General features: G+C 64.9%; 17 protein-coding genes. 13 read left to right on the top strand and 4 right to left on the bottom strand.

The window, feature by feature from the left end:
• Positions 1–60: 60 nt before the first annotated feature.
• From HKW67_RS11370 to HKW67_RS11355, 4 genes are read left to right on the top strand one after another with little or no spacing between them, the layout of a single operon-like run.
• Positions 61–4,389 (top strand): hypothetical protein, encoded by a 4,329-nt coding sequence (locus HKW67_RS11370; protein WP_171225498.1) that lies wholly within the window; start codon positions 61–63, stop codon positions 4,387–4,389.
• 10 nt (positions 4,390–4,399) lie between these two features.
• Positions 4,400–5,506 carry a PorV/PorQ family protein gene (locus HKW67_RS11365; protein WP_171225497.1) on the top strand — a complete coding sequence of 369 codons (1,107 nt, stop codon included), beginning with the start codon at positions 4,400–4,402 and terminating at the stop codon, positions 5,504–5,506.
• Positions 5,503–6,210 (top strand): outer membrane beta-barrel protein, encoded by a 708-nt coding sequence (locus tag HKW67_RS11360; protein ID WP_171225496.1) that lies wholly within the window; start codon positions 5,503–5,505, stop codon positions 6,208–6,210. The genes HKW67_RS11365 and HKW67_RS11360 overlap by 4 nt, the downstream gene beginning before the upstream one ends.
• A 12-nt stretch (positions 6,211–6,222) precedes the next feature.
• Positions 6,223–7,329: a hypothetical protein gene (locus tag HKW67_RS11355; RefSeq protein WP_171225495.1), complete on the top strand. Its 1,107-nt coding sequence runs from the start codon at positions 6,223–6,225 to the stop codon at positions 7,327–7,329.
• 304 nt (positions 7,330–7,633) lie between these two features.
• Here the strand turns inward: HKW67_RS11355 and HKW67_RS11350 are convergent, their stop codons facing one another.
• Both HKW67_RS11350 and HKW67_RS11345 read right to left on the bottom strand, forming a co-directional pair.
• Positions 7,634–8,851, bottom strand: a complete 1,218-nt coding sequence (locus HKW67_RS11350) for a hypothetical protein (protein ID WP_171225494.1) — start codon at positions 8,849–8,851, stop codon at positions 7,634–7,636.
• Entirely contained in the window at positions 8,848–11,109 is a 2,262-nt protein-coding gene (locus tag HKW67_RS11345) for a GWxTD domain-containing protein (protein ID WP_206044387.1), read from the bottom strand. Before HKW67_RS11345 ends, HKW67_RS11350 begins: the two co-directional genes overlap by 4 nt.
• A gap of 219 nt (positions 11,110–11,328) precedes the next feature.
• On the opposite strand from HKW67_RS11345, the gene HKW67_RS11340 reads away from it, so the two are divergent.
• From HKW67_RS11340 to HKW67_RS11315, 6 genes are all read left to right on the top strand, one after another.
• Positions 11,329–11,997 carry an autotransporter outer membrane beta-barrel domain-containing protein gene (locus HKW67_RS11340; RefSeq protein ID WP_171225492.1) on the top strand — a complete coding sequence of 223 codons (669 nt, stop codon included), beginning with the start codon at positions 11,329–11,331 and terminating at the stop codon, positions 11,995–11,997.
• 530 nt (positions 11,998–12,527) lie between these two features.
• The gene (locus HKW67_RS11335) at positions 12,528–15,848 is read left to right on the top strand and encodes a SusC/RagA family TonB-linked outer membrane protein (RefSeq protein WP_171225491.1); all 3,321 of its coding nucleotides are present in this window, start codon (positions 12,528–12,530) and stop codon (positions 15,846–15,848) included.
• Positions 15,849–15,917: 69 nt separating this feature from the next.
• Positions 15,918–17,558: a hypothetical protein gene (locus tag HKW67_RS11330; protein ID WP_171225490.1), complete on the top strand. Its 1,641-nt coding sequence runs from the start codon at positions 15,918–15,920 to the stop codon at positions 17,556–17,558.
• Positions 17,558–18,058, top strand: coding sequence for a hypothetical protein (locus HKW67_RS11325; RefSeq protein ID WP_171225489.1), 501 nt, complete (start codon positions 17,558–17,560; stop codon positions 18,056–18,058). Before HKW67_RS11330 ends, HKW67_RS11325 begins: the two co-directional genes overlap by 1 nt.
• 69 nt (positions 18,059–18,127) lie before the next feature.
• Positions 18,128–18,967, top strand: a complete 840-nt coding sequence (locus tag HKW67_RS11320; protein WP_171225488.1) for a DUF4397 domain-containing protein — start codon at positions 18,128–18,130, stop codon at positions 18,965–18,967.
• 89 nt (positions 18,968–19,056) lie between these two features.
• Positions 19,057–19,749, top strand: coding sequence for a carboxypeptidase-like regulatory domain-containing protein (locus HKW67_RS11315; RefSeq protein ID WP_171225487.1), 693 nt, complete (start codon positions 19,057–19,059; stop codon positions 19,747–19,749).
• 228 nt (positions 19,750–19,977) lie between these two features.
• Here the strand turns inward: HKW67_RS11315 and HKW67_RS11310 are convergent, their stop codons facing one another.
• Positions 19,978–21,246, bottom strand: coding sequence for a 3-deoxy-D-manno-octulosonic acid transferase (locus tag HKW67_RS11310; RefSeq protein ID WP_171225486.1), 1,269 nt, complete (start codon positions 21,244–21,246; stop codon positions 19,978–19,980).
• Between the two features lie 32 nt (positions 21,247–21,278).
• Positions 21,279–22,040, bottom strand: coding sequence for a DsbA family protein (locus tag HKW67_RS11305; RefSeq protein ID WP_171225485.1), 762 nt, complete (start codon positions 22,038–22,040; stop codon positions 21,279–21,281).
• Positions 22,041–22,265: 225 nt separating this feature from the next.
• Between HKW67_RS11305 and HKW67_RS22310 the strand changes: the two genes are divergently transcribed.
• From HKW67_RS22310 to HKW67_RS11290, 3 genes are read left to right on the top strand one after another with little or no spacing between them, the layout of a single operon-like run.
• Positions 22,266–23,105: a TPM domain-containing protein gene (locus tag HKW67_RS22310; RefSeq protein WP_206044386.1), complete on the top strand. Its 840-nt coding sequence runs from the start codon at positions 22,266–22,268 to the stop codon at positions 23,103–23,105.
• A gap of 8 nt (positions 23,106–23,113) precedes the next feature.
• Positions 23,114–23,869 carry a nucleotidyltransferase domain-containing protein gene (locus tag HKW67_RS11295; RefSeq protein WP_171225484.1) on the top strand — a complete coding sequence of 252 codons (756 nt, stop codon included), beginning with the start codon at positions 23,114–23,116 and terminating at the stop codon, positions 23,867–23,869.
• Positions 23,870–23,877: 8 nt separating this feature from the next.
• The gene (locus tag HKW67_RS11290) at positions 23,878–24,525 is read left to right on the top strand and encodes a LemA family protein (RefSeq protein ID WP_171225483.1); all 648 of its coding nucleotides are present in this window, start codon (positions 23,878–23,880) and stop codon (positions 24,523–24,525) included.
• Positions 24,526–24,527: the final 2 nt, after the last annotated feature.

Genomic DNA, 24,527 nt, shown 5'->3' with positions numbered 1-24,527 from the left:
GGCGTAAACCTCATGGGTTTCACTACCAATAATTCCCACCGACAGCCCCAGGGCCTCGGGGTGCGCGGAGTCTCGCGCGCCCTGGGTACCCTTGCGGTGCTGGCCGGTTTGTCGACCATCGTGTCCGGCGTGGCGGAGGCGCAACGCGTCTCGCAGCCCAAGGTCAACTATCTCGAAGAGATGTTGCCCGACGGTACGATCCGTCAGATCCCTATTCCTGCCACGAGGGGTTTCGACCTCTTCGCGGCCGAAGATGTCGCGTTCGGTACGCTGCGCATGAATGGCACGTGGCGCGTGGCGGTCGCCAATCAAGGTGGACCCGTTTCGCAGAATCAGGGCGAAGTCGTGCAAACCGGGCGCGCCGTGAGTCCGACGCTTGGCGGCTTCAGTGTGTTCTTCCAGATGGGATTCGTGGTGGCAGCACCGCCCACGGAGTTCCGGAAGCTCCGCACCGTCGCCCCGCAGATCAACAACATGACCGGGTCGTTGGGCTACACGACAATCACCTGGGAAACGCTCGTTTCCTCAAGCAGAAAGTGGGGTGCCGCCGACGCACAGTTCGGCAAGAGCTTTGCCGGCGTCACGGCGCAGGACGGATCGTCCTGCCGCTCCGACGCCAACGTGTACTCCACGACGGGTTTCTCGCTCCTGGCGCAGAAGGACTGCCCTGATACGTGGGGCTCTGAAGGCTTCAAGGGCAAGTTGGTCGTGCAGGACTCGGTGTGGCTCAACACGTTCAACGCGAACAAGAGCACGTTCCGGTGGGACGACTGGCGCATCGGTCGCGAGCGCCTCGATGCCACGCAGTTCCTCGGCACGCAGAGCGTGTACGGCTTCATCTCCGATTACTCGCGCGAGCAGAAGCTCCGCTACGGCGGCATCGTGCCGGGTGGTTCAGGCACGCCGCTTGATGGTGGCTACCCGCTCGGTCTCGAGCTGCGCGTAGACAGCTATCAGTTCGCCTCGCCGGCCACGCGCAACACGCAGTACTACCAGGTGCAGATGGTCAACAAGTCGGCCGCCGTGTACGGTACGGGTGTCGACTATGACTCGCTGTACTTCGGCACGACGCCGGGCTTCCTGTTCGCGGTCGGTGGTCAGTATGCGTCGATGTACTTCGACTACAACACCAACACGGTGCTGGCCACGAAGGGCAACACGAGCGGTAACTGCAGCACGTCGTACCCCAAGCGCTACCTCAACTCCACGCTGGGCGGCTGTCAGAGCACCGACGCCTTCACGGCTGGCGTCTGGACGATGACGTGGCTCAAGTCGCCGTTGGGCGATGTGCGCAACAAGCGTTTCACGCGCAATCCGGCTGACCCGTACTACAACCCGAGCAGCCCGTTCGCCGACGACACGATCACGTTCAACCACTCGCACGCCGGCTCGGTCGGTCGCGCGAGTCAGGCCATGACGCGCTCCACGCGCGCTGGTTTCGGCTACGTGGCATCAAAGGAAGACGACTTTCTCGACGGGCGTAACCCGTCGGACTTCACGATCAACAACTTCACCGGCATGGTCACGCCGGAAGAGTGGAGTGGCTCACTGCCGTCCACGCCGGCGGGTGTGAAGTTTCCGAAGTTCGTGCCGGGCGGGACGATCAACCCGATCAACGGCCAGCCGTACGGCAAGTGGGACTACAACAACGACGGCGTGCAGGACACGATTTCGGTGCCGGGCTGCGGTTCGCTCGGTTGCCACGTCGTGTACTCCGACACCATCGTCGGCGGCTATCGCAACGAGTATGGCAACATCCTCGGCACGATTACGGCCGGTCCGTTCAAGCTGAAGTCGGGCGACACCACGCAGTTCCTGTGGGCGTTCTCCTGGAACGCCGACTCCACCACGACGCGGAAGGCGATCGAAGGCCTGACCGAAGCGTACCTCACCAACTACGCCGGCCCGCAGCCCATCGCGTATCCGGAAGTGAAGGCGGGTCTCTCGTACACGATCAACTCGGCTGAGCTGCTCGACTCGCTCACGGCGGGCGCGGCGACCTCCATCGGTTCGCAGATCGTCATCCGCTATCCGAATATCAATCCGGCTGACCCGTACATGCTCGGCTTGGTGAACAAGCTGCGCGCCGACTCGGCCGCCGGCGACGTCGCGACCCGACGCATCCTGCGACTGAACCCCACGCTGCTCGACTCGCTCAGGGCCCGCGCGAATGACAACCTCGCGTCGGTCTACCTGTTCAAGTCGTGTGATGGTGGAACGACCTTTACGAACACCACGGGTAACGCGGCGACCTGTACGTCGGCGCCTACGCGCACCATCGATGCCGGCCTTCAGGCCTTCAACTGGCGTCCGGTCGCGACCGTGAACTACGTGAAGGGCGTGCCGCAGACGGCGAACTATGCCGAAAATCTGCAGGCCGGCCGTACGTACAACTATGTCTTCGTGACCCGTACTCGCGGCTTCTCCGACGACTACTTCCGGGTCATCGACTCGCTCCCGGGTCGTGGCCTGTACATCACGAATGCGCAGGATGCCTTCGGCTTCCCGCGTGACACGATCAACTCGGCGTTCGCCACGTCGGGTCCGGCCTCGCTCACGGTGTACGCACCGATCACGAACGCCGCCGGCCGCCAGTTCGCTCGCGTCGATACGTCCACGGTCGTGGGTAACTCCACGCAGCCGGTGCTCGTGCAGGCCGTTTCGAACAGCGTGACCGGTACGTCGCGCCTGGTGTTCGGCAATCAGTTCATCATCCGAAAGGTGCAGGACACGGTCACGCGGGCGGTCTCTTCGACCATCAGTGCCCGTTGGGTTCTGCCGAGTGCGACCACGTCGCCCACCGCTCCTGCCACCACGAATTTCGTGGCGAAGGAACAGTCGTTCACGACGAGTGGTGACATCCCGGTTCGTTTGGGCACCGCGCTGCTCGGCGGCACCGCCCGCGGATTCACCGGCGCATCGCGCGTCTTCCTCGACACGATCTCCTCGCCCGCCGGCTACCCCGGCTACGTCTGGGTGACGGGTGACAACAAGCCGATCTTCGCGATCAACGATCCGTACGGCACCAACGGTGGCAACCAGGTCCGTGACCAGGTTGGCTCGCCGCTGTACCCGGGCTTCACGGCCCAGCCGGACGACTCGTCGAACACGGCCAACGGCTTCCGTACCGAGCGCCTGTCCGGCAACGCCTCGCGTGATCGCAACTTCGTAATCCGCAAGGACGGCGATTCGCTCTCCGGCAACGCCCGTCAGTTCGTACCGCAGGTGCAGGGTAACTTCACGACGGCGACCACGGGCGCCTTGGTCGGCAACAAGCGGATCAAGGGCGGACGCTACGAGCTCACGTGGCTCACCGATCCGTGGGGCGCGAAGGCGTTCTCGCTCGACCCGGTCGCCAATCTGCAGTCGGCGGTCACGGCGGCGCTGGTCGATGTCGCCTCGAAGGCCACGACGACCACCGAGACGTCGGCCGCGGTTGCTGCGCTCGTCGGTGCGACGACGGCTCGGCCGCTGGTTCGCGTCCGCGTGCCGTTCACGATGAAGTTCACCGACCCCGTCGGTGGTCGTGAAGAGCAGGTCAAGTTCGCCATGCTCGCCCGCCAAACGTTTGCGCAGGGTGGCGTCGGCAACACGCGTCTCCTTGGATCGGGCAACGACACGGTGCGCGTGTCAGTCCCCGATTCGCTCTGGATGCCGGGTGACACGCTGATCGTGCTGCAGAAAGTCGAGAAGGACAGCACGGTGTTGCAGGGCACTACGCGCGTTGTGGTGGTGCAGGCTGATGGCACGAACGGCTTCCGCACCATTCCAGTGCTGGCTGACTCGATCGGTTTGAACAAGTTCCTGGTGGCGTGTACCGGTGGTGTGAACGGCACGGGCGTTCGTCCGGCCGCCTCTGTCGACCAGAACAGCTGCAACCCGCTCGCGATCAATACGCGTGGTGCCACCACGGCGGGTGGTTATCTGCCCGTCGAACCGACGTGGAAGCAGATGTTCGAGCTCACCCGCACGTTCGATCCGCGCTCCAGCATCCAGCTCGTTGCCACGCCGTTCAGCATCAAGGCCGAAATCACCAAGGCCGATCTGGCCAAGGTCTCGGTGGTGCCGAACCCGTACCTGGTGCGCTCCGACAACGATGGTGTGGACGGTGCGCGACTCGCGGTTCCGCGCATCTACTTCACTAACGTGCCTGAACAGGGCGTGCTGCGGGTGTACTCCGTGTCCGGCCAGTTCCTCCAGGAGCTGACGTGGACGAAGAGCGACCTGACCTACGCGGGCAATAACTCGACCTCCGGTGACCTGCCGTTCAACCTTCGCACGCGCGAAGGCACTGACATGACGTCAGGTCTCTACATCTATGTGCTCACTGCGACCGGCACGGCTGGAAAGGACCAGGTGCAGCGCGGCAAGTTCGTGATCATCCGCTAAGGGAGCAGCGATGCAAATCACCCGGCTCATCGGCGCCTTCGGCGCCGCCACCCTGCTTCTGGGCACGACCGTTCGCGCCCAGGGGCCCGGTGGACTACTTCCTACGCCAGCGGATACCCCGAATCGTCAGGGTACGCGTGGCGCCAACTTCCTCCACATCGGCGTCGGCGCACGTAGCGGCGCGATGGCCAATGCCACAGCCGCGTCGGTCAGCGGTCCGTTGGCGTGGTTTTCCAATCCGTCGGGCGCCGGTACCTCCGAGTCATTCTCGGCGGTCGCCGGACGTCAGAGCCTGTACGGCGATCTCGGGCTCGGCCAGACATATGCCGCGCTCTCGATCCCTGCACTGGGCGGCAACATCGGCGTGCACTTCAATACGCTGAGTTCGGGCGACATCAAGCGCACCACGGAGCTCAATCCGTTTGGCGATCGACTGGGAGGCAACTTCTTCCAGTGGACGTCGACCGTGGTCGGCATCGGCTACGCCAAGCGCCTCACCGACCGTCTCCAGGTCGGTGGACAGATCAAGTACATCAGCGAGGGCATCCCTGATGCCGGTACGAAGTGGGTGGCTGGCGACATCGGCACCCAGTTCAACACCGGTCTCTACGGCCTCACGCTCGGTGGCTCGATCTCGAACGTCGGTCCCACGGCCCGCGCATCGGGCGCGTTGATCACGCGCGTCATCAGCACGGCCGACCGCGGTACCTTCAGCGACAACCGTCGCGTGTCGCTGTACACGTCGCAGGTCGAACTCCCCGTCGAGTTCCGTCTGTCGCTCGCGTCCGACCTGCTCGGCTCGGCGAATTCGCTGCTCGGCAAGGGCAGCGGCAACAACACGTTGAACGCCGAAGTCGCCGTCAACGAATCGACGGACTTCACGACGCAGTACGCCATCGGTCTCGAGTACGGCTATCGCAACATCCTGTTCGTGCGCGGCGGCAAGCGCGTGTACAACGATGATCGCGATCGTGGCACCGACACGCCGGTCGGTCTGGCCGGTGGTTTCGGCCTCCGTCTCCCGGCGAAGGGACGCAACGTTCGATTCGACTACTCGTACGAGTCGGCCGGCGCGCTCCAGAACATTCAGATCTTCTCGTTCGAGGTGGGTCGATGAACCGCGCTGCAGGTATTCTCGCTGCACTCGCGCTGACCGCAGCGAGCGTCGGCGCGCAGATCGCGCCGAAGCAGTTTACGGTCACCACGCGGGTCGGCACGCTGCAGGCAGAGCGCGCCGCCAGTCTCGATCCGGCAGCACTGATCGGCCTCGACGCGGAGTACGCGCTGTCCAAGTATCTGGGCATCGGTACGACCGTCGACGTGTCGCGCGGCAACACCACCAAGAAGGATTTCCTCACGCGTCTGCGTTTCGGTCAGGCCGCGGTGGCTGGTGGTGATTCGATTCGCTACCAATACGTCGGCCAGCCGGTGAACACCGTCAACCTCGGGCTCGCCGCTACGCTGCGTTATCCGGGCAAGAAGGTGTCGCCGTTCGTGATGGGCGGCGTCGGCACGTATGTCATGATTCTCGATGCCCAGGTCAACGGCAAGGAGACGCGCAATAACGACGTGTCCTACACCGGTGGCGGCGGCATCTGGATCAAGCTCAGCGAGCGCTCCGGCCTGCAGTTCGACGTGCGCGCCGTGCAGTATCAGGGCTACGACCGGAATTTCCTGAATCCGGCGCGCGACCGCACCGAACTCATTCAACCGTTCCCGGAAGACTTCCCGACGCCTCCTGCGGCGAAGAAGACTGCGTTGAACACCATGTTCACGCTGGGCTTCCGGTACATCCCCGGCGGCATTGGCGGGGGTAACTAACCGATGCGCATCATGCGTCCTTTCCTCCTGGTAGCCGGCGTTCTCGCGGTCGCTGCGGCCACGGCATGCGGCGACGAACGGTCGATCACGACCGAACCCGTTGGTGCTCTTGGCTTCGGTACGAATTTCCTCCGTACCTCCACGAACCTGCCGCGTGGCACAGTCACCTATCCCGTGGCCATCGTGGCATCCGCCACGCCGGCCACTGACTCGGTGATCATCACGCTCGCCGGTCTCGATACCCTGACCACGGGCAGCTACACGGTGTGGTTCGCCAACGACTCGGCCACCAAGTTCGCGCCGGCAACGGCGCTCAACATCGTGGCCACCCGTCGTGACTCGTCGCTCAACGCGGCGGGCGATCCGGTGTTCACGAACACGACCTTCACGACCACGGGGGCGAGCTTCAGGGCGGGCGGCTCGAACATCGCGCTTCGTGTGGCTGTGTCCCGCGTGTCGGCTCCGGCACTCGTAGCGACGGATTCGCTGAACACGGTGCTGATCAGCATCGAACCGGGTGCGGCTGGTGCCGCGCCGGGTGAAGTGCGTCCGTTGTGGGCCCGCCGCAGCCAGGCCAATGCGAGTCGTGTGTCCAGCCTGCGCTTCGGTACGTTCGGCCGCGGCATTCCTGCGCAGCCGGGCAACCCGGGTGCGAATCAGGAGTTCGTGGTCGCCACGAACGGCGCGATGACCATCGTTCCGCGTGGTCGCGTGGAAGTGCGTGGCAACATCATGATTCTGAACGATTCGAACTACTTCCGTCCGCCCGTTGGTTACTACTACAACGCGTACGGCGTGAAGCTCGACACCACCGGCCGATTCAACGACACCACGTATCTCGGACGTCGCACCGCGCCGTATCCCGATCGTGCGATCTCGCTGTACGAAGCCGACAAGACCAACCCGGCGCCGAGCGTCGTGTTCGACAGCCCGCGCGTGATCTTCGCGATGGCGTCGCGCCTCTCGGCCGACACGATCCCCGACGCGACCGGTTCGCCGGCGTGGAAGAACTACGGATTCGTGCGCGTGAATTTGCAGCCGAAGGCTGGCATCGAAGGTCGCATGGGTTCTGCGACGATCCTCGAAGCCACGCTGCCGCCGTCGATTCGCGGTCGCTGATCAAGTAATCGTTCAGACAAAGCGCGCCCGGCGATCATCGCCGGGCGCGCTTTGCGTTTTCGAGCTTCGATCTTGATTCGGTTCATCCGCGTTGATTCGTGCAAATTCGCGGTCAAGGCTGTTCCGCGATTGGCCAAACAAACTGCCTCACCGCGGATCAACGCGAACACGGCACGGATCGTCCGTCGTGTGGTGACACGTCGGTGAGAAGCCTCAATAGCAATGATGCTCTATGGTTTCTATCCGCGATGATTCGTGCAAATTCGCGGTGAATGCTGTTCTTGAGCGGACTGACGAAATGGCCTTACCGCGGCGTGTCCGGATACGTGACCCGATTCAGCGTTCCGCGGCCGCGATCGCCAACCCAGACGCCGTTCTTCGCATCAACCTTCACCAACGTGGCGAAGGGCAGGTCGCGCGAGACGCCAAGTACCGTGGGTGTCGGGTCGAGGCCGATGCGTACCAAGCCGTCGGTGCCGCCGGCCACCAGCAGTGTGCCGTTGAAGAACGCGAGGTCGTAGGCGAATCGGGGCTCGCTCTGTAGCCGCACCGGCGTGATGATACCGCCGCCAGCGCCCACACGGCGCCACGCGGTCACGCCGGCCTCGCCAAGGGCCACCGCAATCCACTCGCGGGACGTCGCGATCGCGCGGACGCCACCACCGGTGTTGATACGCTCGGCGATGCGCAGGCCCCTTCCGGCGTCGGGGTTCACTTCCAGTCGAAGGAGGCCCGAGTCCGTGCCCACCCACCAAGACGCGGAGCTTTCGTCGTATGCGGCGCTGATCGCCGGCGTACCGACATCGATCGAATCGCGTACCGCCGCGTCGCCGCGCGGTCGCTCGATGGTGATCACGGCACCGCGCGCCGCCAGCCACCCGTCGCCGCCAACGGCGATGGCCGTGATCGCACCGTCCAGGAGGCGCGAGGCGGTACCCGCCCGACTGTTCGTACCGTACAGCGCCACGTCGCTGCTGAGCAGCAGTCGTTCGTTGCCCGGCAACAGCGCCACGTCGCGCAGACCGCGCAATCCAACGCCGCGCCGACGCAGCGCACGCGGCTTCGCTTCGGCGGCGAACAGCGAGACACCGCTGTCGGAAACGATCGCGATCAGCGAATCGCGCAGCGACATGCCATTCGGCATGGCCGGCAGCACGGCGAACTCGAGTCCCACGCGATCCCGAATACCGACCCGTGGACGCTCTGCCCGGCGCTGCGCATCGATCTCGCGCGCCAGAAATAAGCCCGTGATCGCGCCGCTCAAACTCAGAAACGGCATCGCACAGCCCCATGGATCGCACGATGGCGGCACCGCCTTGTCGACCACACTGGCGTAGCCCGCCGCCATGGCCACGCCGACCAGGCCACCGACCACGGTGTATCGCAGTCGACGCACGGGAGAGCCCCCGGCGTCGTCGGCCGCGCGCTGCGCGACCGCGGGGGACGCCGCTGCTGCCAGTAGCGAGAAGGCGACCGATAGCGAGAGCGTACGCGACACGCCGCGTCCGTTCGAATGCATCATTTCCCGGATTCTCCAATGGAGCCGATGGTGAATTCACGCGACACCTGCGTGCGACGGTCGCTGCCGATCTCGCGCATGAGCACGTCGAGCCGATAGCGACCACTCGGTGCCGTACCCATGCCGATGGACGTCAACAGCGGCACTCGATCGCGTCCATCGAGGCGTTCCGTTCTGCTGAAGCGCATGCCGAGTTGCTTGTCGCCCTCGGGAGTAAGACCGACGACATCGGCGATGTTTCCCAGCCATCGCTCGATGGTCGGACCCGATCGACTGATCTCCAGGAGCGTCACGGCCAGCGTGATCTCCACCTGTACGTCTCCGCGCGCGTCGGGGCGGAGACCATACGCCTCGACATAGAGCGAGAAGGTATCTCGCGGTGCGATGCGTGTCCCGAACAATGGGCGCACGCCAGCGTCGGCCAGTGACCGCAGCGTGCGGCCCATGCCGTCGGGAGCGCGCGTGCCGAGCAGGATGTCGCTCAGCATCAACGTCGTGTCGCGCATTGGCGGCAGCGAGACGGCAACACTGGCCCGCGCCGCGGCCGACTGCACGCCCGGGTCCACCACTTCGATACGCACGCGGTGATCGCCGACCGGAAGCGTATCGAGCCGGAGATACTCCACCGGACGCGACGTCGGAAGCGTCACCGTGACCTGCTGGGAGTCGACTAATCGCAGGCGATCCGGTGATCCGCGGAACGACCGGATCGACAGCTGGCCACGGTCGATCTCCACGCCATCGTAGAATCGCGCCGGGCGCGCGGCTGCCGCGGTGAGCACCTGGTACTCGTTAGCGCTGCGCCCACGGAAGCGCGCCACTTGCACACTCATCGAATCGACGCGCGTTCTGGCCGCCACGTCGTCGAGTCGGAACGGCTCATCGTTGCGACGCTGATCGGCGACGTCGCGGAAGTCGCCGGCGAAACCGGCCGAGTTCATGGCCGGTGGCCCTGAAAACACGAACTCGAGTTCGAGTGCCGGATAGGAAAAGACCGTGACGATGCGACCGGTCACGTCTCTCGCCGAAATGTCATTCGCTGGCGGCAACAACACTTCGACGGGTGGCTCGCCGTAGCGGATCACGATCGTACCGCGATCGGTGCGCCAACCACGCACGCCTTGCTCCGCATCGTCGTAGCGCAGCATGCTGATGGCGACGCGTGCGTAGTACTCGACCTGCGCTTCGTTTTCCGGCGTGCTGATCAGCGGATCGGCCGTCTCCCAGAACGAGCGGATGGTGGCGTCACGGGCGGTGTCCGTGAGGCCGGCCACCCGCACACTGTCGCCCCGCGTGAGCAATCGGGAAATATCGAGCAGGTCGCGACGTTCGCGCGGCGAGAGCCGGGCGAGCCCCACGGCAAAGGCGCGCTGCGCGTCGGCGGGCGCGGCGAGACGGGCGGCGGCGAGACCATCAGCAAATGCGATCGATGCCACCGACGCGACGTCAGCCTCGCCGGGAATCGGGTTCGGATGCCGCACATCATAACCGCGCGTGAGAAACGGTGCGGCAACCGCGCGCATCTCGGGGTAACGCTGCTCGTCGTACAGTAGGCCGAGCAACCCGACCGCGCTCGCGACATGCTCGGGATCGACCGAGAGCGCCAACCGGTAGAGCCGATCCGCTTCGGCGCGATCGGCGGCACCGGCGTTTTCGATGGGGCGAATCTGATGCTCGAGAAACTCGCGCACATAGTGCAGGCGGTTCCGGGCGGCATACGGATCGAAGAAGATGTTCGCGATATAGACGTGACGCTTTCGCGTGGTCCGGTAGCGTCGCTCAAACAAACGACCGAACTCACTCGCCGATTCGGCGATCATGGCCGTGTCAGCGGCCGCGACGGCAACGGTGACCGCCTTGCCGAGCAATCGTTCGGCATCGGCGCGTAGCAGAGGCGTGCGGAGCCGCAGACGGGCGAGCTCGAGCAAAAAGCGCGCTTCGCGTGGGGCGAGATCAGAACCACGGTTGAGCAGCCGCCAGGCGAGGACCTGCCGCGGCGTGTTGTTGAAGCCCAGCGAGGTCGTGCGGGTGAGCAGCCGCCCGCGCTGATACAGCGCCTCGAGATTCCGGGGCGCACGGTCGGTGGCTTGCTCGAGCACTTCCAGCGCCTCGGCGGTGTCGCCCTTGGCGACGAGGGAGAGACCGCGCTGAATCAACGAGTCGATTTCCGCCGAGGGCGCCGTCGGGCGTGTCTGCGCGCTTAGCGTGGCCAGCGGGTGCAGTGTGAGCGCGACCACCGCAACGCACAGGCAACGTGGCAAGCGCGTGGACCAAAGCCGAGCCTGCGAGGTAGAAGGCGCGAGACGCATCACGGAGTAGACTGCCAGATCGGATTCACCGGAAAGAATCTGTGGGCCGTCACACGCGTAGTGAACTGCACGACACACGTTCGTCCCGGCTTGCTGTGGCGAACCACGGTGGGAAGGCGTTGATTTCCGCCGATTCCTTTTCTGACTTTCCTGTACCCCGGAGCCTGATCGATGATGACCTTGCGTACGACCGTTGCCTTCACGCTCGGCGCCTTCGTGGCCGCCTTCACCGTGACTGAACGCGCTGACGCGCAGGCGTCCAACTATCCCTCCATGCAGCTGCCGACCGCATCGACGCGGGATTACACCGCGGCCGTGTCGAGCGGAGCCGGCACGACGGCGCTGTTCCAGTGGCGCGAAGGGTGGCAGCCGCGTCGGCATTGGCAACTCGATGCCGGTCTGACCGATCGGAAGGGCAGTGACAACCTGGCGTTGTTCGTCGGCGGCGGGATCGGCCAGGAGATCGCGCGGGCTCGCGGCGACCAGCCGCTCGATCTGCTCTTCACGGCAGGTGCCGGAGCCGCCTTCGGGGGTGGGTACACGCTGGTCCGCATTCCGGTCGGCGTCAGCATCGGACACACGTTCGATCTCGAGCAGGGCATGGCCATCACGCCGTACGTGCATCCGCGGGCGTCGGTCGACATCGCCAGCAGCGGCGGTCGCAACGGCGGCAGTCAGTCGGAAGTCAGTCTGAACTTCGATCTGGGCGTGAACTTCCAGGTGAACTCGCAATTTGCCGTGCGCGCCGCGGCCGCGTTTACCGGTTCAGAACTCGCCGGTTCTCAGGACACCTTCGCCATCGGCTTCAACTGGATGCCGGCCCCGTTGGCGCGCCGCTGATCCAGTAGCGGGAAAATATCGATGATCAATTGACGTCATGGGCAGCGCTGGCTAAGGCCTGACGACTTCCATGACCGAAACCAGCGAGCGCCCGATCGATTTTTCTCGATCGGGCGCTCGTTTTGTCACAGATCTTTCGTCCTGTCCCGTGAACCGTGATATGGCATTGCCGACATGTGACGCGAACGGTACTATTGCGGTTCTAATTGCGGGGACAAGCGGAACGGGCGGGGGATAGTCCTGTTTCCGGGCGTTTCGTCCCCGTCCTACCGCTCGACCCTCGTCCCTCGACATCTGCCTTGGTGCTCGATCCAGATGCGCGCTTTACAGCGCTGCAGCGGGTCGTATCCTGGGTTTTCGATTGATGTTCCCCGGCGCGCACGCGACCCGCTCGCGCGACCGGTGCAGCACCCTGGCTGTTCGTCCTCTGCGGAGGAGTCTGGCCGGGTTTGTAGGCCAGCGGGATCTCCACTCCCGTTGGTGAGATTCCTCTCCCCCGTTTCCGGCTTCAGATGCGCCGAGGGCTGAGCATGTCGAGATTTATGCGGTGGCTGTCGCAGGTCCCCATCGCCGTTGCCCTGTTGCTGATGCCCGTTGTGGCGCAGGCACAGGGTCCGGCCGTTATCACTGGAACCGTGAAGAGCGAGTTCGGTGATCCCCTAGAAAACGCCAACGTCTATATCGTTGAACTCGCCATCTCGGTGGGTACCAACGCGGCGGGTCGTTTCACCATGTCGATCCCGGCGGATCGCGTGCGCGGGCAGGCGTTGCAGTTGCGCGCCCGTGCGATCGGCTACAAGGCCGACGCCAAGCCGATCACGCTGCGGGCCGGCAATCAGACGTTCGACTTCTCCCTGGCCAAGGACATCAACCGCCTCCAGGAAGTCGTCACCACCGGCGTGACCGCGGGTACGGAGCAAAAGAAGCTCGCGTTCTCGGTGGCGCAGGTCAGCGACAAGGACATGCCCGTTCCGGGCTCCAACCCGCTGTCGCAGCTGCAGGGTAAGGTGGCCGGTGCCAACATCGTGTCGGCCTCCGGCCGACCGGGCACGGCGCCCGCGATCATTCTCCGTGGCCCCCAGTCGATCAACGCGACGGGCCGTGGTCAGGATCCGCTGTACATCATCGACGGTGTCGTCTCGCAGGGTGGCCTGCAGGACATCAACCCGCAGGACATCGAGAACATCGAAGTCGTGAAGGGTGCGGCTGCCTCGTCGCTGTACGGCTCACGCGCCGGTAACGGCGTCATTCAGATCACCACGCGCTCGGGCAAGAACCAGAGCGAAGGCGTGAAGTTCCGCGCCAACGTGGAATACGGCGTGTCGGACATCGAGAACGAGTATCAGTACCCGACGACGCACTTCATGCTGATGGACGAGAACGCCTCTCGCTTCTGCGTGACGGTGGCCGGAGCGGCTGATTGCTCGCGCACGGTCGACATCTATCAGGAAGCGTACCGCATCAATAATGACGGCGGTGACTTCGCACTGCCGCCGTTGCGCTTCTCGAACGACGGTGGCATCGCGCAGAATCCCGGTGCGATCAACTCGCGCGCGCTGTTCCAGGTCAATCAGTTTCCGAAGTCGTACAACCCGATCGCGCAGTTCGTCACGAACGGCCAGGTCATTAACTCGACGCTTGACGCGACGGGTAGGGTCGGCCGCACGAACTTCTTCGCCTCGGTGAATCAGCTGCGCCAGGAAGGCTCCGTGAAGCTGCTGCCGGGTTACACGCGTAACTCGATGCGCCTCAATGTCGACCAACAGTTGGGCGGGAACGTCAACTTCTCGGTGCGCTCCAGCTACTCCAGCGCCAACGACTACAACAACGGCGCCGGCTGGTTTGGCCTCACGCGTCAGCCGGCCAACGCCCAGCTGTTCGCGACCGATGCGAAGGGCCGTTTGTACATCCGTACGGTGGCGCAGAATCAGGGCGCGCAGAATCTGAACCCGGCGTACAACGCGCAGAACTTCGTGCCGCTGAATCGCATCGACCGCTTCGTGGGTAACGCCACGGCGCGGTGGACGCCGCTTTCGTGGCTCGACGGCGAGTTCAACTTCGGCTATGACTCTCGCAGCAACTTCCAGGAACAGCAGCGTGACCGCGGCTACCGGACGTCGGCGCTGAGTGCGACCAATCTCGGCGACATCGACCGGAGTGCCGGTCGCGCGTACTCGCTGAACGCTTCGGGTAACGTGTCGGCGCGTAAGAACTGGTTCGACGAGAGCCTCACCTCGCGCCTCACCCTCCGCTACCTGTACGAGACGCAGAACTCGCGCTCGCAGGGTACCGGCGGTACGAACCTGGCGGTGCCGGGCCTCGCCGATCCCGATGCGGCGATCACGAACTTCTACACCACGGGGTCGTCTGAAATCGTGCGTCAGCTCGGTTTCTTCACGAACCTCGACCTCGACTACAAGGGCCGCTACATCATCGGCGCCCTCGTCCGCCGCGACGCCGCGTCGCTGTTCGGTGCGGCCAACCGCTGGCAGACTTATGGTCGTGCCTCGGCCGCCTGGCGTTTGTCTGACGAGCCCTGGTTCAATTTTGACCAGATTTCCGACCTCAAGTTCCGCTACTCGATCGGTCAGGCAGGTAACCGCCCGAACTTCACGGCGCAGTACGAGACGTTCACGATCGGCGCGGGTGGTGCGCTCAACCCGAACCAGCTCGGCAACAAGAATCTCAAGCCGGAAGTGTCCACCGAGCAGGAATACGGCATGGACCTTGAGCTGTTCAGCAAGTACGGCGTCACGGTCACGAAGTCGCACAACGTGATCGACGACCAGCTGCTGCAGCCTCCCCCGCCCGCTGCGGCCGGCTTCGCCAGCCAGTGGACGAACGCGGGTCAGCTCACGAACAATACGTTCGAAGTCTCGCTCAACGTCCCGATCGTGGCCACGCGCAACGTCGACTACTCGGCCCGCTTCAACTACGACCGTACGACGTCGGTGATCACGCAGCTCGACATTCCCGAGTACTTCGTATCGGCCGCCGGTCAGCAGGGTTCCGAGACGATGTTCAAGATCGTCAAGGGCGGTTCGCTCGGTCAGATCTACGGCCGCAAGTTCGTGAAGGACTGCGGTCAGCTCCCCGCGAACTTCCAGAGCCGCTGCGGCTCGGGACTTGATTTCCAGCGCAACTCGGACGGCTTCATCGTGTACGTCGGACAGGGCAACACGCTGGCTGACGGCATCACGAAGAACCTGTGGATGACCCGCCTCCCGGCTGCCCAGGCGCCGTGGGCTGGTGGCACCACCGCTGACCCGTTGAACTGGGGCTTCCCGATCCTCGAGCGTGACGCCACCGGCGCCGTGCCGGTGCTCCCCGTTGGTCAGGCGCTCCCGAGCTTCCGCTGGTCGGTTGCCCAGAACTTCCGGTACAAGCGCATCACGGCCTACGGCCTGCTCGACGCCACGGTGGGCAAGGATGTGTGGAACGTCGGTCGTCAGTGGTCGTACGGCGACTTCATGCATGCCGACGCCGACCAGCAGGGACGCTCGGTCGCGGATGCGAAGCCGATCGGCTACTACTTCCGCGCCGTTTCCACGGGTGGCATCGGTGGTCTGTACGACGTGCTGGCGCCGAACAACAACACCGTGGAAGACGCGGGCTTCGTGAAGCTCCGTGAACTCTCGGTCGGCTACCGCATCGGCTCGATCGGCGGCATCGGCAACTGGAACCTCGCCCTCATCGGTCGCAACCTGATCACGTGGACCAAGTACAAGGGCTTCGATCCTGAAGTGGGCCTGGGCGGTGGTGCGCTCGGATCCGGCGTGTTGAACGCCGCCGACGGCTTCACCTTCCCGAACCTGCGCCAGTTCACGTTCTCGCTCAGCACCAGCTTCTGACCCCGGAGTTCACGCGGCGCGAGGGTTTGACTGCCCTCGCGCCTGTGGACAGCCTCTTGAGGAGATTCGATGCGTAAGCACGTTTCACAGTACATCGCGGGCAGTGGGGTACTGCTGGGGCTCATGGCCTGCAGCGGCGACTCACTGAACGTCCCCAATCTGAACAACCCAGACGTTGCACGCGCCTACGCCACACCTGCGGGCGTGGAAGGTGTCGTGGCCGGCCTCGGTGTGCAGCTGTTCAACACCCAGCGTGCCACTGAATCGGTGAACACCCAAGCGAGAATCCTCGCCGGCGAGAACATCGCGTCGGTGGCCAACTTCGGTATGGCCGCCCGCTCGCAGATTCCGCGCTCGGTCATCTCCAACGAGCTGGGTAACGACAACCAGACCGGCAACCTCGCGAACTTCAATCAGTTCGAGCGTGTCGCACGTACGGCGTCGAACGCCGTAGCCGCCGTCAATCGCTTGGCCACCACCAGCCAGACGATAGGCAGCCCGGCGCAGGATGCTCGCGCCAAGGCCTTCGGCTTCTACATCCTCGGTCAGGCGCTCGGTAATTTGGCGCTGGCCTATGACTCGGCTGCGATCGTCACGCCGGCGACGCCCAGCGACCAAGTGCCTGATCTCTCCGGTGCTGGGCAAGTGGCGACGGCCGCCCTGCAGATGCTCGACTCGGCGATCGCCATTGCCAACTCGGCGGCGGCCACGAATGGCGCGAACGGCTTCCCGCTGCCGACTACCTGGATTAGCGGCGTCGCGGTCACGCGCGACGACTTCGTGCGGCTCTCGCGCTCGTACAAGGCCCGCATCCGAGCCGGTGTTGCCCGCACGCCGACCGCTCGCGCAGCGGTCGATTGGACGGCCGTGATCGCCGATGCCACCAACGGCATCACTGCCGATTTCGCGGTGACGTTGGGCGGCACGACGGGTTGGTCCGCGGCGTATGACTTCAACCAGATGTACGTGACCGGTGGCTGGCATGCCGTGCCGTACTTCTACTACGGCATGGCGGACGTGTCTGGCTCGTACGATGCGTGGCTCGCCACGCCCGTCGGCGCGCGGCGCGCGTTCACGGTGGTCTCGCCCGATAAGCGGTGGCCGGTTGGCGCCACGCGCGCGGCGCAGCAGGCCGTCGGACCGACGGTAGCCCTCCCGGCCGGTGTGTACTTCCGTAACCGCCCCACGGGCGAAGACGTGCCGCTCACCGGCCCGGGTGACTCGCAGTATGACCACCGCCGCTACGGCGCGCAGTGGCTCAACTCCGTGTCGGGCCCGTACACCGAAATGTCCAAGACCGAAATGGACATGCTGGCGGCCGAAGGCTACATCCGCACCAACAACCTCCCGGCCGCCATCGCTCTCGTCAACGTGACGCGCGCGAAAAACGGTCTGGATGCGATCGGCAGCGTGGCGAGCGCCACGGCGCCGTATTCGACGAACCTCGCCACGTGCGTGCCGCGTGTGCCGGTCGCGCCGAACTTCACCAGCACGGCGTGCGGCAGCCTGCTCGAAGCCATGAAGTACGAGAAGCGCATGGAGACGGCCTACACGGGCTACTTCATCTGGATGACAGACAACCGCGGCTGGGGCGACCTGGTCGAGGGCACGCCGGTCGAGTGGCCGGTGCCGTACCAGGAAATGCAGTCTCGTCAAAAGCCATACTACAACGGCACGGTTCGCGCCGCGCGCGGGACGTACGGGTTCTGATGTCCGACTCACAGGCGGTTCGCGTGCGCTCCCGATCGGAGACGATCGCGCAGCGGTCCGTGAGCGGCCTGTGCGCTCTGGCGCTGGCACTGCAGATCGGCTGTTTCTCCTACCTCCCGGTCCAGTCCACGCCACCCGCGCCTGCCCAGCAGATCGGGGTCGTGATCAATGATCGCGGTCGCGTGATGTTGGGTGATCGGGTCGGCGCGAGTGTCGACCGGATCGACGGCAAGGTCGTCAGCCGGCAAGACGGGTCGCTGGTGCTCGATGTGTATCGCGTGACCGATCTGCGCGGAAACACGGCCACCTGGACCGGCGAGCGAGTGTCGATTCCCGAGGATGCCATCCTCGGCTATCGTGCCCGCAAAGTCTCAAAGGTGAAGACGCTCCTGCTGGTTGGTGTCATTGTTTTGGCTATTCTCGGGACGCTCAAGAGTGGGTTGGATCTCTTCGGAGATGCCGCCACCGATCGTCCCGGCGACGGCCCGCAACAGTCCTGAGCGGCCGCGCCCTCGCGCGATCGTCTCGCTCAACGTTCCTATTTCGCTTCCTCTCGGAGTCCTTGCCTCATGCGGCTCTCCCGATTTGCAATTCTTGGCGTAGCAGTGTCGGCGATGGTCGGCTGCAGTGAGCCCAGCGATGGGCCCACGACACCGAACATCCCGCCCCTGGCGTACGTTCGCTATATCAACGCCGTCCCCGATACGCTCGGCACCACGGTCCGCTTCATCGACCAGGTCGAGTACTCGCCGATCTCATGGGCCAACGTGCAGTTCCGTGGCCTCGGCCAGGGTAACTACCAGCCCACCGCGGCGGGCGCGCGCAAGTTCCGCGTGTTTACGTACAGCGCCGACGTGTCAGCCGCCGGCAACACGAACATCCTGGTGGATACCACCATCACGTTCGAAGCCGGCAAGTACTACACGCTGCTGCACCTCGGCTACGCCCGCGCCGGCTCCACGCCGAAGCAGCGTATCGTGAACATCGTCGACGCCCTCCCAGCCACGCCGGCCGGTATCGCGTTCCGGGCCATTCACGCCGGACTCGATGTTGGAAACGTCGACATCTACGCGACGCCGACGACCACGGATGCCATCACCGGCACGCCGCTGCTCGCGAACGTCGCGTTGAATACGGTGTCGGCGTATCTCACGCGCGCCACGGGAGCCTTCGCGGCCCGTGTCACCGCGACCGGCTCCACCACGGCCGTCATCAGCGCGGCGGCTCCGGCCGGTACCGCTGGTAGTGCGTCGGTCGATCCGCTCGGTGGCGCCACGATCGCCGGCTCGATCATCACGGCCGTCGCATTCCCGGCCACGCCGGCGAACTCGGCCGGCACGCGGTTCACGACGCCTGGCGTGGTGTACTTCGTCGACAAGCAGCCGCCGCGCACGACGCCCAACCCGTAAGCAATACGGTTGTGCGTACGCACGGCACGAAGCCAACCGCGACCGCGAACGAGACGAAAGTCCCGTTCGCGGTCGCTGTGCTTTGGGCCATGTTCTGGCTCCCGGTCAGTGCGCAGGCCCAGGTGCTGCGCGGATCAGCCAAACTCGTTGGGGATGACCGACCGCTCGATCAAGCGCGCGTCATGGCCTTACTCCGCGACGGCCGGTCCATCGGCAGCGCCGTCACCGATGACAAAGGTCGCTTTCAGTTCCGCGTCAACGCCGGCGGCAAGCCGTTCGCGATCTCGATCACGCGCATCGGGATGGAGCCGACGCTCTCCGAAGAAATCACCATCGGTGTCACTGACACGCTCGAGGTGAACTTCAACGTCGTCGAAACGGGCATTCGCACCGACACGGTGCGCGTGAAATCCTCGCCGTCGTTCAACGAATTGCGTCTCACGGAAGCGCGTCGGCGCGGCTGGCGCGTGTTCCCACCGGTCGAAGTGGAGAAACTGCGCGAGCGTTCGAACTCGTTCGAAGACCTGCTGCGCTCGACCGGCTACCCGGGATTCGTGGTGCCAAGCCGTCGGGATGATTGTATCCGCTCCACGCGCTACAATCGCTGCCTCACGATCGTGCTCGACGGCATCCCGCTCAGCGGCAGCTACCCGAACATCAATCCGCGCGATGTCTATTTCTTCGCGCTGCTCGGAAAAACCGAATCGGCGGTGCAGTTCGGCGACCGCACGCCCTGGGGCGCGATTGTGATTTATACGCGCGCCAAGGGGGACAAGTACTGAGCGTCGTTTGGCGGAGTGCATTCGGACGGACTCAGTGTGTCTGACGGTTCGCTGATTCACGCGAAGCCCGCGAAGGGCGCGAAGGTTCGCGAAGAAAAGCAAAACAAAAAATGAAAATGCAAAACTGAAGAGCGGTTGCAGTTCTTCGCGCCTCTTCGCGGCCCTTCGCGCCCTTCGCGTGAACCAACGATCTCCGTGGTCTTCTCCGGATCGTCAGCAATCACTCGATCAGAGTCGCGCCCGCAACAACCGTTGCACCAGACGCACCGACCGCTCCGTTGCCCCAAGCTCGCTCTGCACGAGGTCTCGCGCCGCAGCGCCGGCCGTTTCACGTGCCACGGAATTCGCCGTGAAGGTCCGCAGTGCCGCCTCGCACTCGCCCGCATCGCGCACCACCCGCGCCCCGCCGGCGCTAATCAGCAGTCCCGCCTCGCGACTCATGTCATGGCCGGGGCCGAAGAGCACCGGTGCGCCGAACGCCGCCGGTTCGATCACCGAGTGTAGCCCGGCCGCGTGAAAGCCGCCGCCGACGAACGCCACGTCAGCGAGCGAATACAGATCGCCGAGGACGCCGACACGGTCGACGAGGATCACGTCGCTCTGTGACGCGGCCCGATCCGACTCCGCCAGCGACAGCGTGGCACACGATACGCCCGCTGCGAGCGCCCATGCCACGATCGGCCCGAGATGCGTCGCGGTGGGTTCGTGCGGGGCAATGATCAGTCGCAGCGAGCTCTCCGCCCGGCGCGCACGTGCGAACGCCTCGAGCAATACCGCTTCGTCGGCCGGCCAGGTGGACCCCGCCACCAGTGTGGGTCGGGTACCCGCCAGCGCTCGCAGCATCGGCTGTCGCTCGTCGACGCGCTGCGCCCGATCCCACACCTGATCGAAGCGCGTATCACCGGTCACCTCGAGCACGTCGGGGCGCACGCCGAGTGCGACCAGCCGGTCGGCATTGGCCTGATCAATCGCGCCGACGCCCTCGAGGGCGCTGTACGCCTCGTGGAGCAGCAGACGTGACATGGCCCCGGATCGGCCCGATCGGGGCGCCAGAGTGGCACTGAGGAGCGCCACGGGGATGCCCCGTGCCGTCGCACGCTCCACGAGAGTCGGCCACACGTCGAGCTTCACGAACGCCAACACCGAAGGCTGCAGCGCATCGAGCATCGCGTCGGCTTCGCGACGTCCGTCGAAGGGCAGATAGTCGGTGATGTCGGCACCCACGGAAGCGGAAAACGTCTCGGCGCTGGGCGAGAAGAAGGTGTACGCCAGCTGCAGTTCGGGATGGAGCGCGCGGAGTCGGTGCGCCACGGGACGCGCCTGCAGACCTTCACCAACCGACGGCGCGTGCATCCAGACCAGCGGTCGGCTCGGCGTACGGACGGCGCGACTGGCGGCCGTGATCCGCTCCAATAATCCACGACGGGCCGCCAGCGAACGCCAGAGCTTCGACCCGCTCGCCGGGGCCAGCTGGGTAGCGAGCCGGGCGGCGAGCACGCCCGCTCCGTACACGGAGCGGACCAGCGGGTTCAGCGCGTCCTCCTCGACTTCGCCACCACCAGCGCCGTGTCGATGGCCCGGCGGAAATCCTTGTACGGCAACGCGCCTTGCACCAGAAACTCGCCGATCAGGAACGACGGTGTGGACTGGACGCGTGCCTGCGTCGCCTGCCGCTCGTCGTTCTCCACCAGCATGCGAATCGCGTCGGACTTCCGGCAGCGCGTGAAGCTCGGCATGTCGAGCTTCAGCTCACGGCCGATGTCGTCGAGTTTGGCCGACGGATTGTCGATCGGTTGAAACGCCCGCTGCTCACGGAAGAGCACGTCGGCGTACTCCCAGAACTTCGCCTGCACGGCGGCGCACATCGACGCTTCGGCCTGGGCCTTCGCGTGTCGGTGAATCGAAAGTGGCAGATGCAGATACGCCAAGCGGATCTTGCCGGCGTCGATGTAGTCGCGCTTGAGGTTGGCCATCGACGAGTCGTGCCACTGCTTGCAGTACGGGCACTGAAAGTCGCTGATCATCACCACCCACATCGCATCTTCCCGGCCCATCAAGCGGCCACGATCGGCCCGTTGAATCGTGATCGAGTCGGCGAGCGTGTCGCCCGCTGCGCCCGGACCAGAGATCGCGGTCGTCTGCAGCAACGGCGATGCCGCCACTTCCGCCGTACGGCCCGGCTCGGCAGCCGCGTTCGCGGTCTTCGCCGGATCGGCCGTGCCGCATGCCGTGAGCGCGACCACGCAGAGCAGGAGCGCAGACTGGCGGAACGCGGAGCGGGATCGGGACATGAAATTCAGGATCGGGAGAAGAGCGATGCGGTGCGACACGCCTGAATCTAACGGATTGAGAGACGTCGGCACTGCTCATGCTATAGCGGTAACTCGGGCGACGGCCTGACACCGAATCCCTGCGGCGACCGTAGGGACTGTATCTTTCACTTCGTGCACATCCTCTTGGTTCAATCCGATAACCGTCGTCACCACGCCCGCCCGATTCAGCGCGCGGCGTTTGCGATGATCTGGATCCTTGCGGCAATCGTGGCCGTCGCTGGGTCGCCAACACTGGCGTGGAGTCACGTGGCGGCCGCCGGTCAGCCGTTGCCAGCGCCCGTGGGCTATGTCAACGACTTCGCGAAGGTGCTCGCGCCCGACGCGGCGGCCCGTATCGACGATCTCGCCACGCGCGTCAACGCGGCCACCCGTGGCGACATGGTCGTCGTCACGTTGCCGTCGTTGAACGGTCGCCCAGTCGAAGAAGTGGCCTTACGGCTGGGCCGTGAATGGAAGGTCGGCTCCAGCGCGGCGATCGGCGATCAAGCGCGCAACGTCGGTGTGATCATCCTGCTGGTTCCCAAGGAAACGTCCGATGACGGCCGGGGCTACTGCCGCATCGAGGCGGGGCAGGGCGCCGAAGGGTTCATCACCGACGCCACGTCGGGTGACATCTGTCGTGAGCAAACACCGCTCTTTCGCGCGCAGGACTACTCCGGCGCGCTGGAGCGCATCGCGACCGACGTCGCGGGGCGCTACGCCGCCAACTTCGGCGTCGCGCTGGATGGAGTGCCGCCGCCGCAGCAACGCCGGCGACCGCAGCAGTCGCGGGGCATTCCACCGTTCATGATTGTGCTGGCGCTGGTGATTCTCTTCTCTCTGCTCAGCTCCTCCGGCGGACGCCGCCGGCGAGGCTGCGTGGGCTGCATTCCCATTCCGATTCCCGGTCCCTCGTCGGGAGGGTGGCATAGCGGCGGCGGTGGATTCAGCGGCGGTTTTGGCGGTGGTGGTGGTGGCGGTGGGTTCGGCGGATTCGGCGGTGGCGGCGGATTCAGTGGTGGTGGTGGCGGCTCCAACTGGTGAACAGATCCATGGCCCGTGCTTCGATGTCTCTCGATGATCTCGTCCAGCAGCTCCGTCAGGTCCACGGTGACGCGCTGCGGGCTGCCGTTCTGTACGGTTCGGCGGCCAGCGGCGAGCAGGTGGTCGGGCACTCCGACTTCAATGTCCTCGTCATCGTCTCGTCGATCGATGTGCCCCAGATGCGCAGTCTGGGACAGACGATGCGCGCGTGGCAGGAGGCCGGCAATCCGCCGGTCCTTGTGCTCACCGAACAGGAGTGGCTGCGCTCGGCGGACATCTTCCCGATGGAGTACGCCGACATTCTCGAACGCCACCGGCTGTTGCATGGCACCGTGTCGCTGAGCGACCTCGCGGTGGATCCCCACTATCTGCGATTGCAAACGGAGCAGGAGGCGATGGGCAAGTTGCTCCGCCTTCGTCGCGGCGTGATGGTGGCCGGAACCGATGCGGCGCGGCAAACCGATCTGCTTCGCTCCAGCTTCAGTGCGCTGCTCGTGATCTTTCGCGCCGTCCTGCGCTTGCACGGCGTGAAGCCCGAGCGCGACGCGACGCGGGTGATTCAGGATGCGGCCGCGCGGTGCGGCTTTGACGCCGCGCCGTTCATGTCGGTCTCGGCGCTCGTGCGCGGTACGTCGTTCGCCAACGGCGAAGCGGAATCCGTGCTGGCGGGGTATGTACGCGGCATGGATGTGCTTGTCGAATATCTCGATCAATTCACGCCGCCCACGGCGGCACCTGCAGTCAATTCCCCAGTCCAATCATGAGGAGCCCCATGGTCACCACGCAACTTTCGGGACGTCCGTCCAGTCCATTCTCCTGGTCTCGCCTCGCGTCGCGTGCGGCTTCACGCGCGCGCGTGCTCGCGGTCGCTCTCGTGCTCCCGCTCGGTATGAACGCGTGCGGCTACAATACGATCCAGTCGTACGACGAACAGGCCGCGCAGGCCAAGCAGAACATCGATGCGCAGCTGCAGCGACGCGCCGACCTGATTCCGAATCTCGTGAACACCGTCAAGGGATTCGCGGCGCAGGAAAGCGAAGTGCTAACGGCGGTCACGCAGGCGCGGGCCGGTCTCGTCGGTGCGTTGCAGAAGCCGGGCGGTTCCGATCCGACCGAATTGGCCAACGCCAATCAGCAGCTCACGACCTCGCTCGGACGTCTCGCGGTAACGGTCGAAGCGTACCCCGAGCTCAAGTCGAACGAGAACTTCCTTCGCTTGCAGGATGAGCTCACCGGCACCGAGAACCGTATCGCTGTATCACGCACCGACTACAACGGCGCTGTGCGGCTGTACAACGAGTACATCCGTAAGTTTCCCGCGGTTCTCACCGCCAAGGTGACCGGTTCCAAGCCGCGCACGTACTTCGAAGTTACCGACGCCGCCTCGCGGGCGGCGCCGACGGTCGATTTCAAGAAGTAAAC

This window comes from Gemmatimonas groenlandica (genome assembly GCF_013004105.1).
Lineage (GTDB): Bacteria > Gemmatimonadota > Gemmatimonadetes > Gemmatimonadales > Gemmatimonadaceae > Gemmatimonas > Gemmatimonas groenlandica.
This window is presented reverse-complemented; position numbering and strand designations above follow the sequence as displayed.

Excerpts from the sequence above, each read along its gene's own strand:
- HKW67_RS11365 (WP_171225497.1), top strand. The coding sequence starts at position 4,400 with ATGCAAATCACCCGGCTCATCGGCGCCTTCGGCGCCGCCACCCTGCTT.
- HKW67_RS11360 (WP_171225496.1), top strand. The coding sequence starts at position 5,503 with ATGAACCGCGCTGCAGGTATTCTCGCTGCACTCGCGCTGACCGCAGCG.
- HKW67_RS11355 (WP_171225495.1), top strand. The coding sequence starts at position 6,223 with ATGCGTCCTTTCCTCCTGGTAGCCGGCGTTCTCGCGGTCGCTGCGGCC.
- HKW67_RS11350 (WP_171225494.1), bottom strand. The coding sequence starts at position 8,851 with ATGATGCATTCGAACGGACGCGGCGTGTCGCGTACGCTCTCGCTATCG.
- HKW67_RS11340 (WP_171225492.1), top strand. The coding sequence starts at position 11,329 with ATGATGACCTTGCGTACGACCGTTGCCTTCACGCTCGGCGCCTTCGTG.
- HKW67_RS11335 (WP_171225491.1), top strand. The coding sequence starts at position 12,528 with ATGTCGAGATTTATGCGGTGGCTGTCGCAGGTCCCCATCGCCGTTGCC.
- HKW67_RS11330 (WP_171225490.1), top strand. The coding sequence starts at position 15,918 with ATGCGTAAGCACGTTTCACAGTACATCGCGGGCAGTGGGGTACTGCTG.
- HKW67_RS11325 (WP_171225489.1), top strand. The coding sequence starts at position 17,558 with ATGTCCGACTCACAGGCGGTTCGCGTGCGCTCCCGATCGGAGACGATC.
- HKW67_RS11320 (WP_171225488.1), top strand. The coding sequence starts at position 18,128 with ATGCGGCTCTCCCGATTTGCAATTCTTGGCGTAGCAGTGTCGGCGATG.
- HKW67_RS11315 (WP_171225487.1), top strand. The coding sequence starts at position 19,057 with ATGTTCTGGCTCCCGGTCAGTGCGCAGGCCCAGGTGCTGCGCGGATCA.
- HKW67_RS11305 (WP_171225485.1), bottom strand. The coding sequence starts at position 22,040 with ATGTCCCGATCCCGCTCCGCGTTCCGCCAGTCTGCGCTCCTGCTCTGC.
- HKW67_RS22310 (WP_206044386.1), top strand. The coding sequence starts at position 22,266 with ATGATCTGGATCCTTGCGGCAATCGTGGCCGTCGCTGGGTCGCCAACA.
- HKW67_RS11295 (WP_171225484.1), top strand. The coding sequence starts at position 23,114 with ATGGCCCGTGCTTCGATGTCTCTCGATGATCTCGTCCAGCAGCTCCGT.
- HKW67_RS11290 (WP_171225483.1), top strand. The coding sequence starts at position 23,878 with ATGGTCACCACGCAACTTTCGGGACGTCCGTCCAGTCCATTCTCCTGG.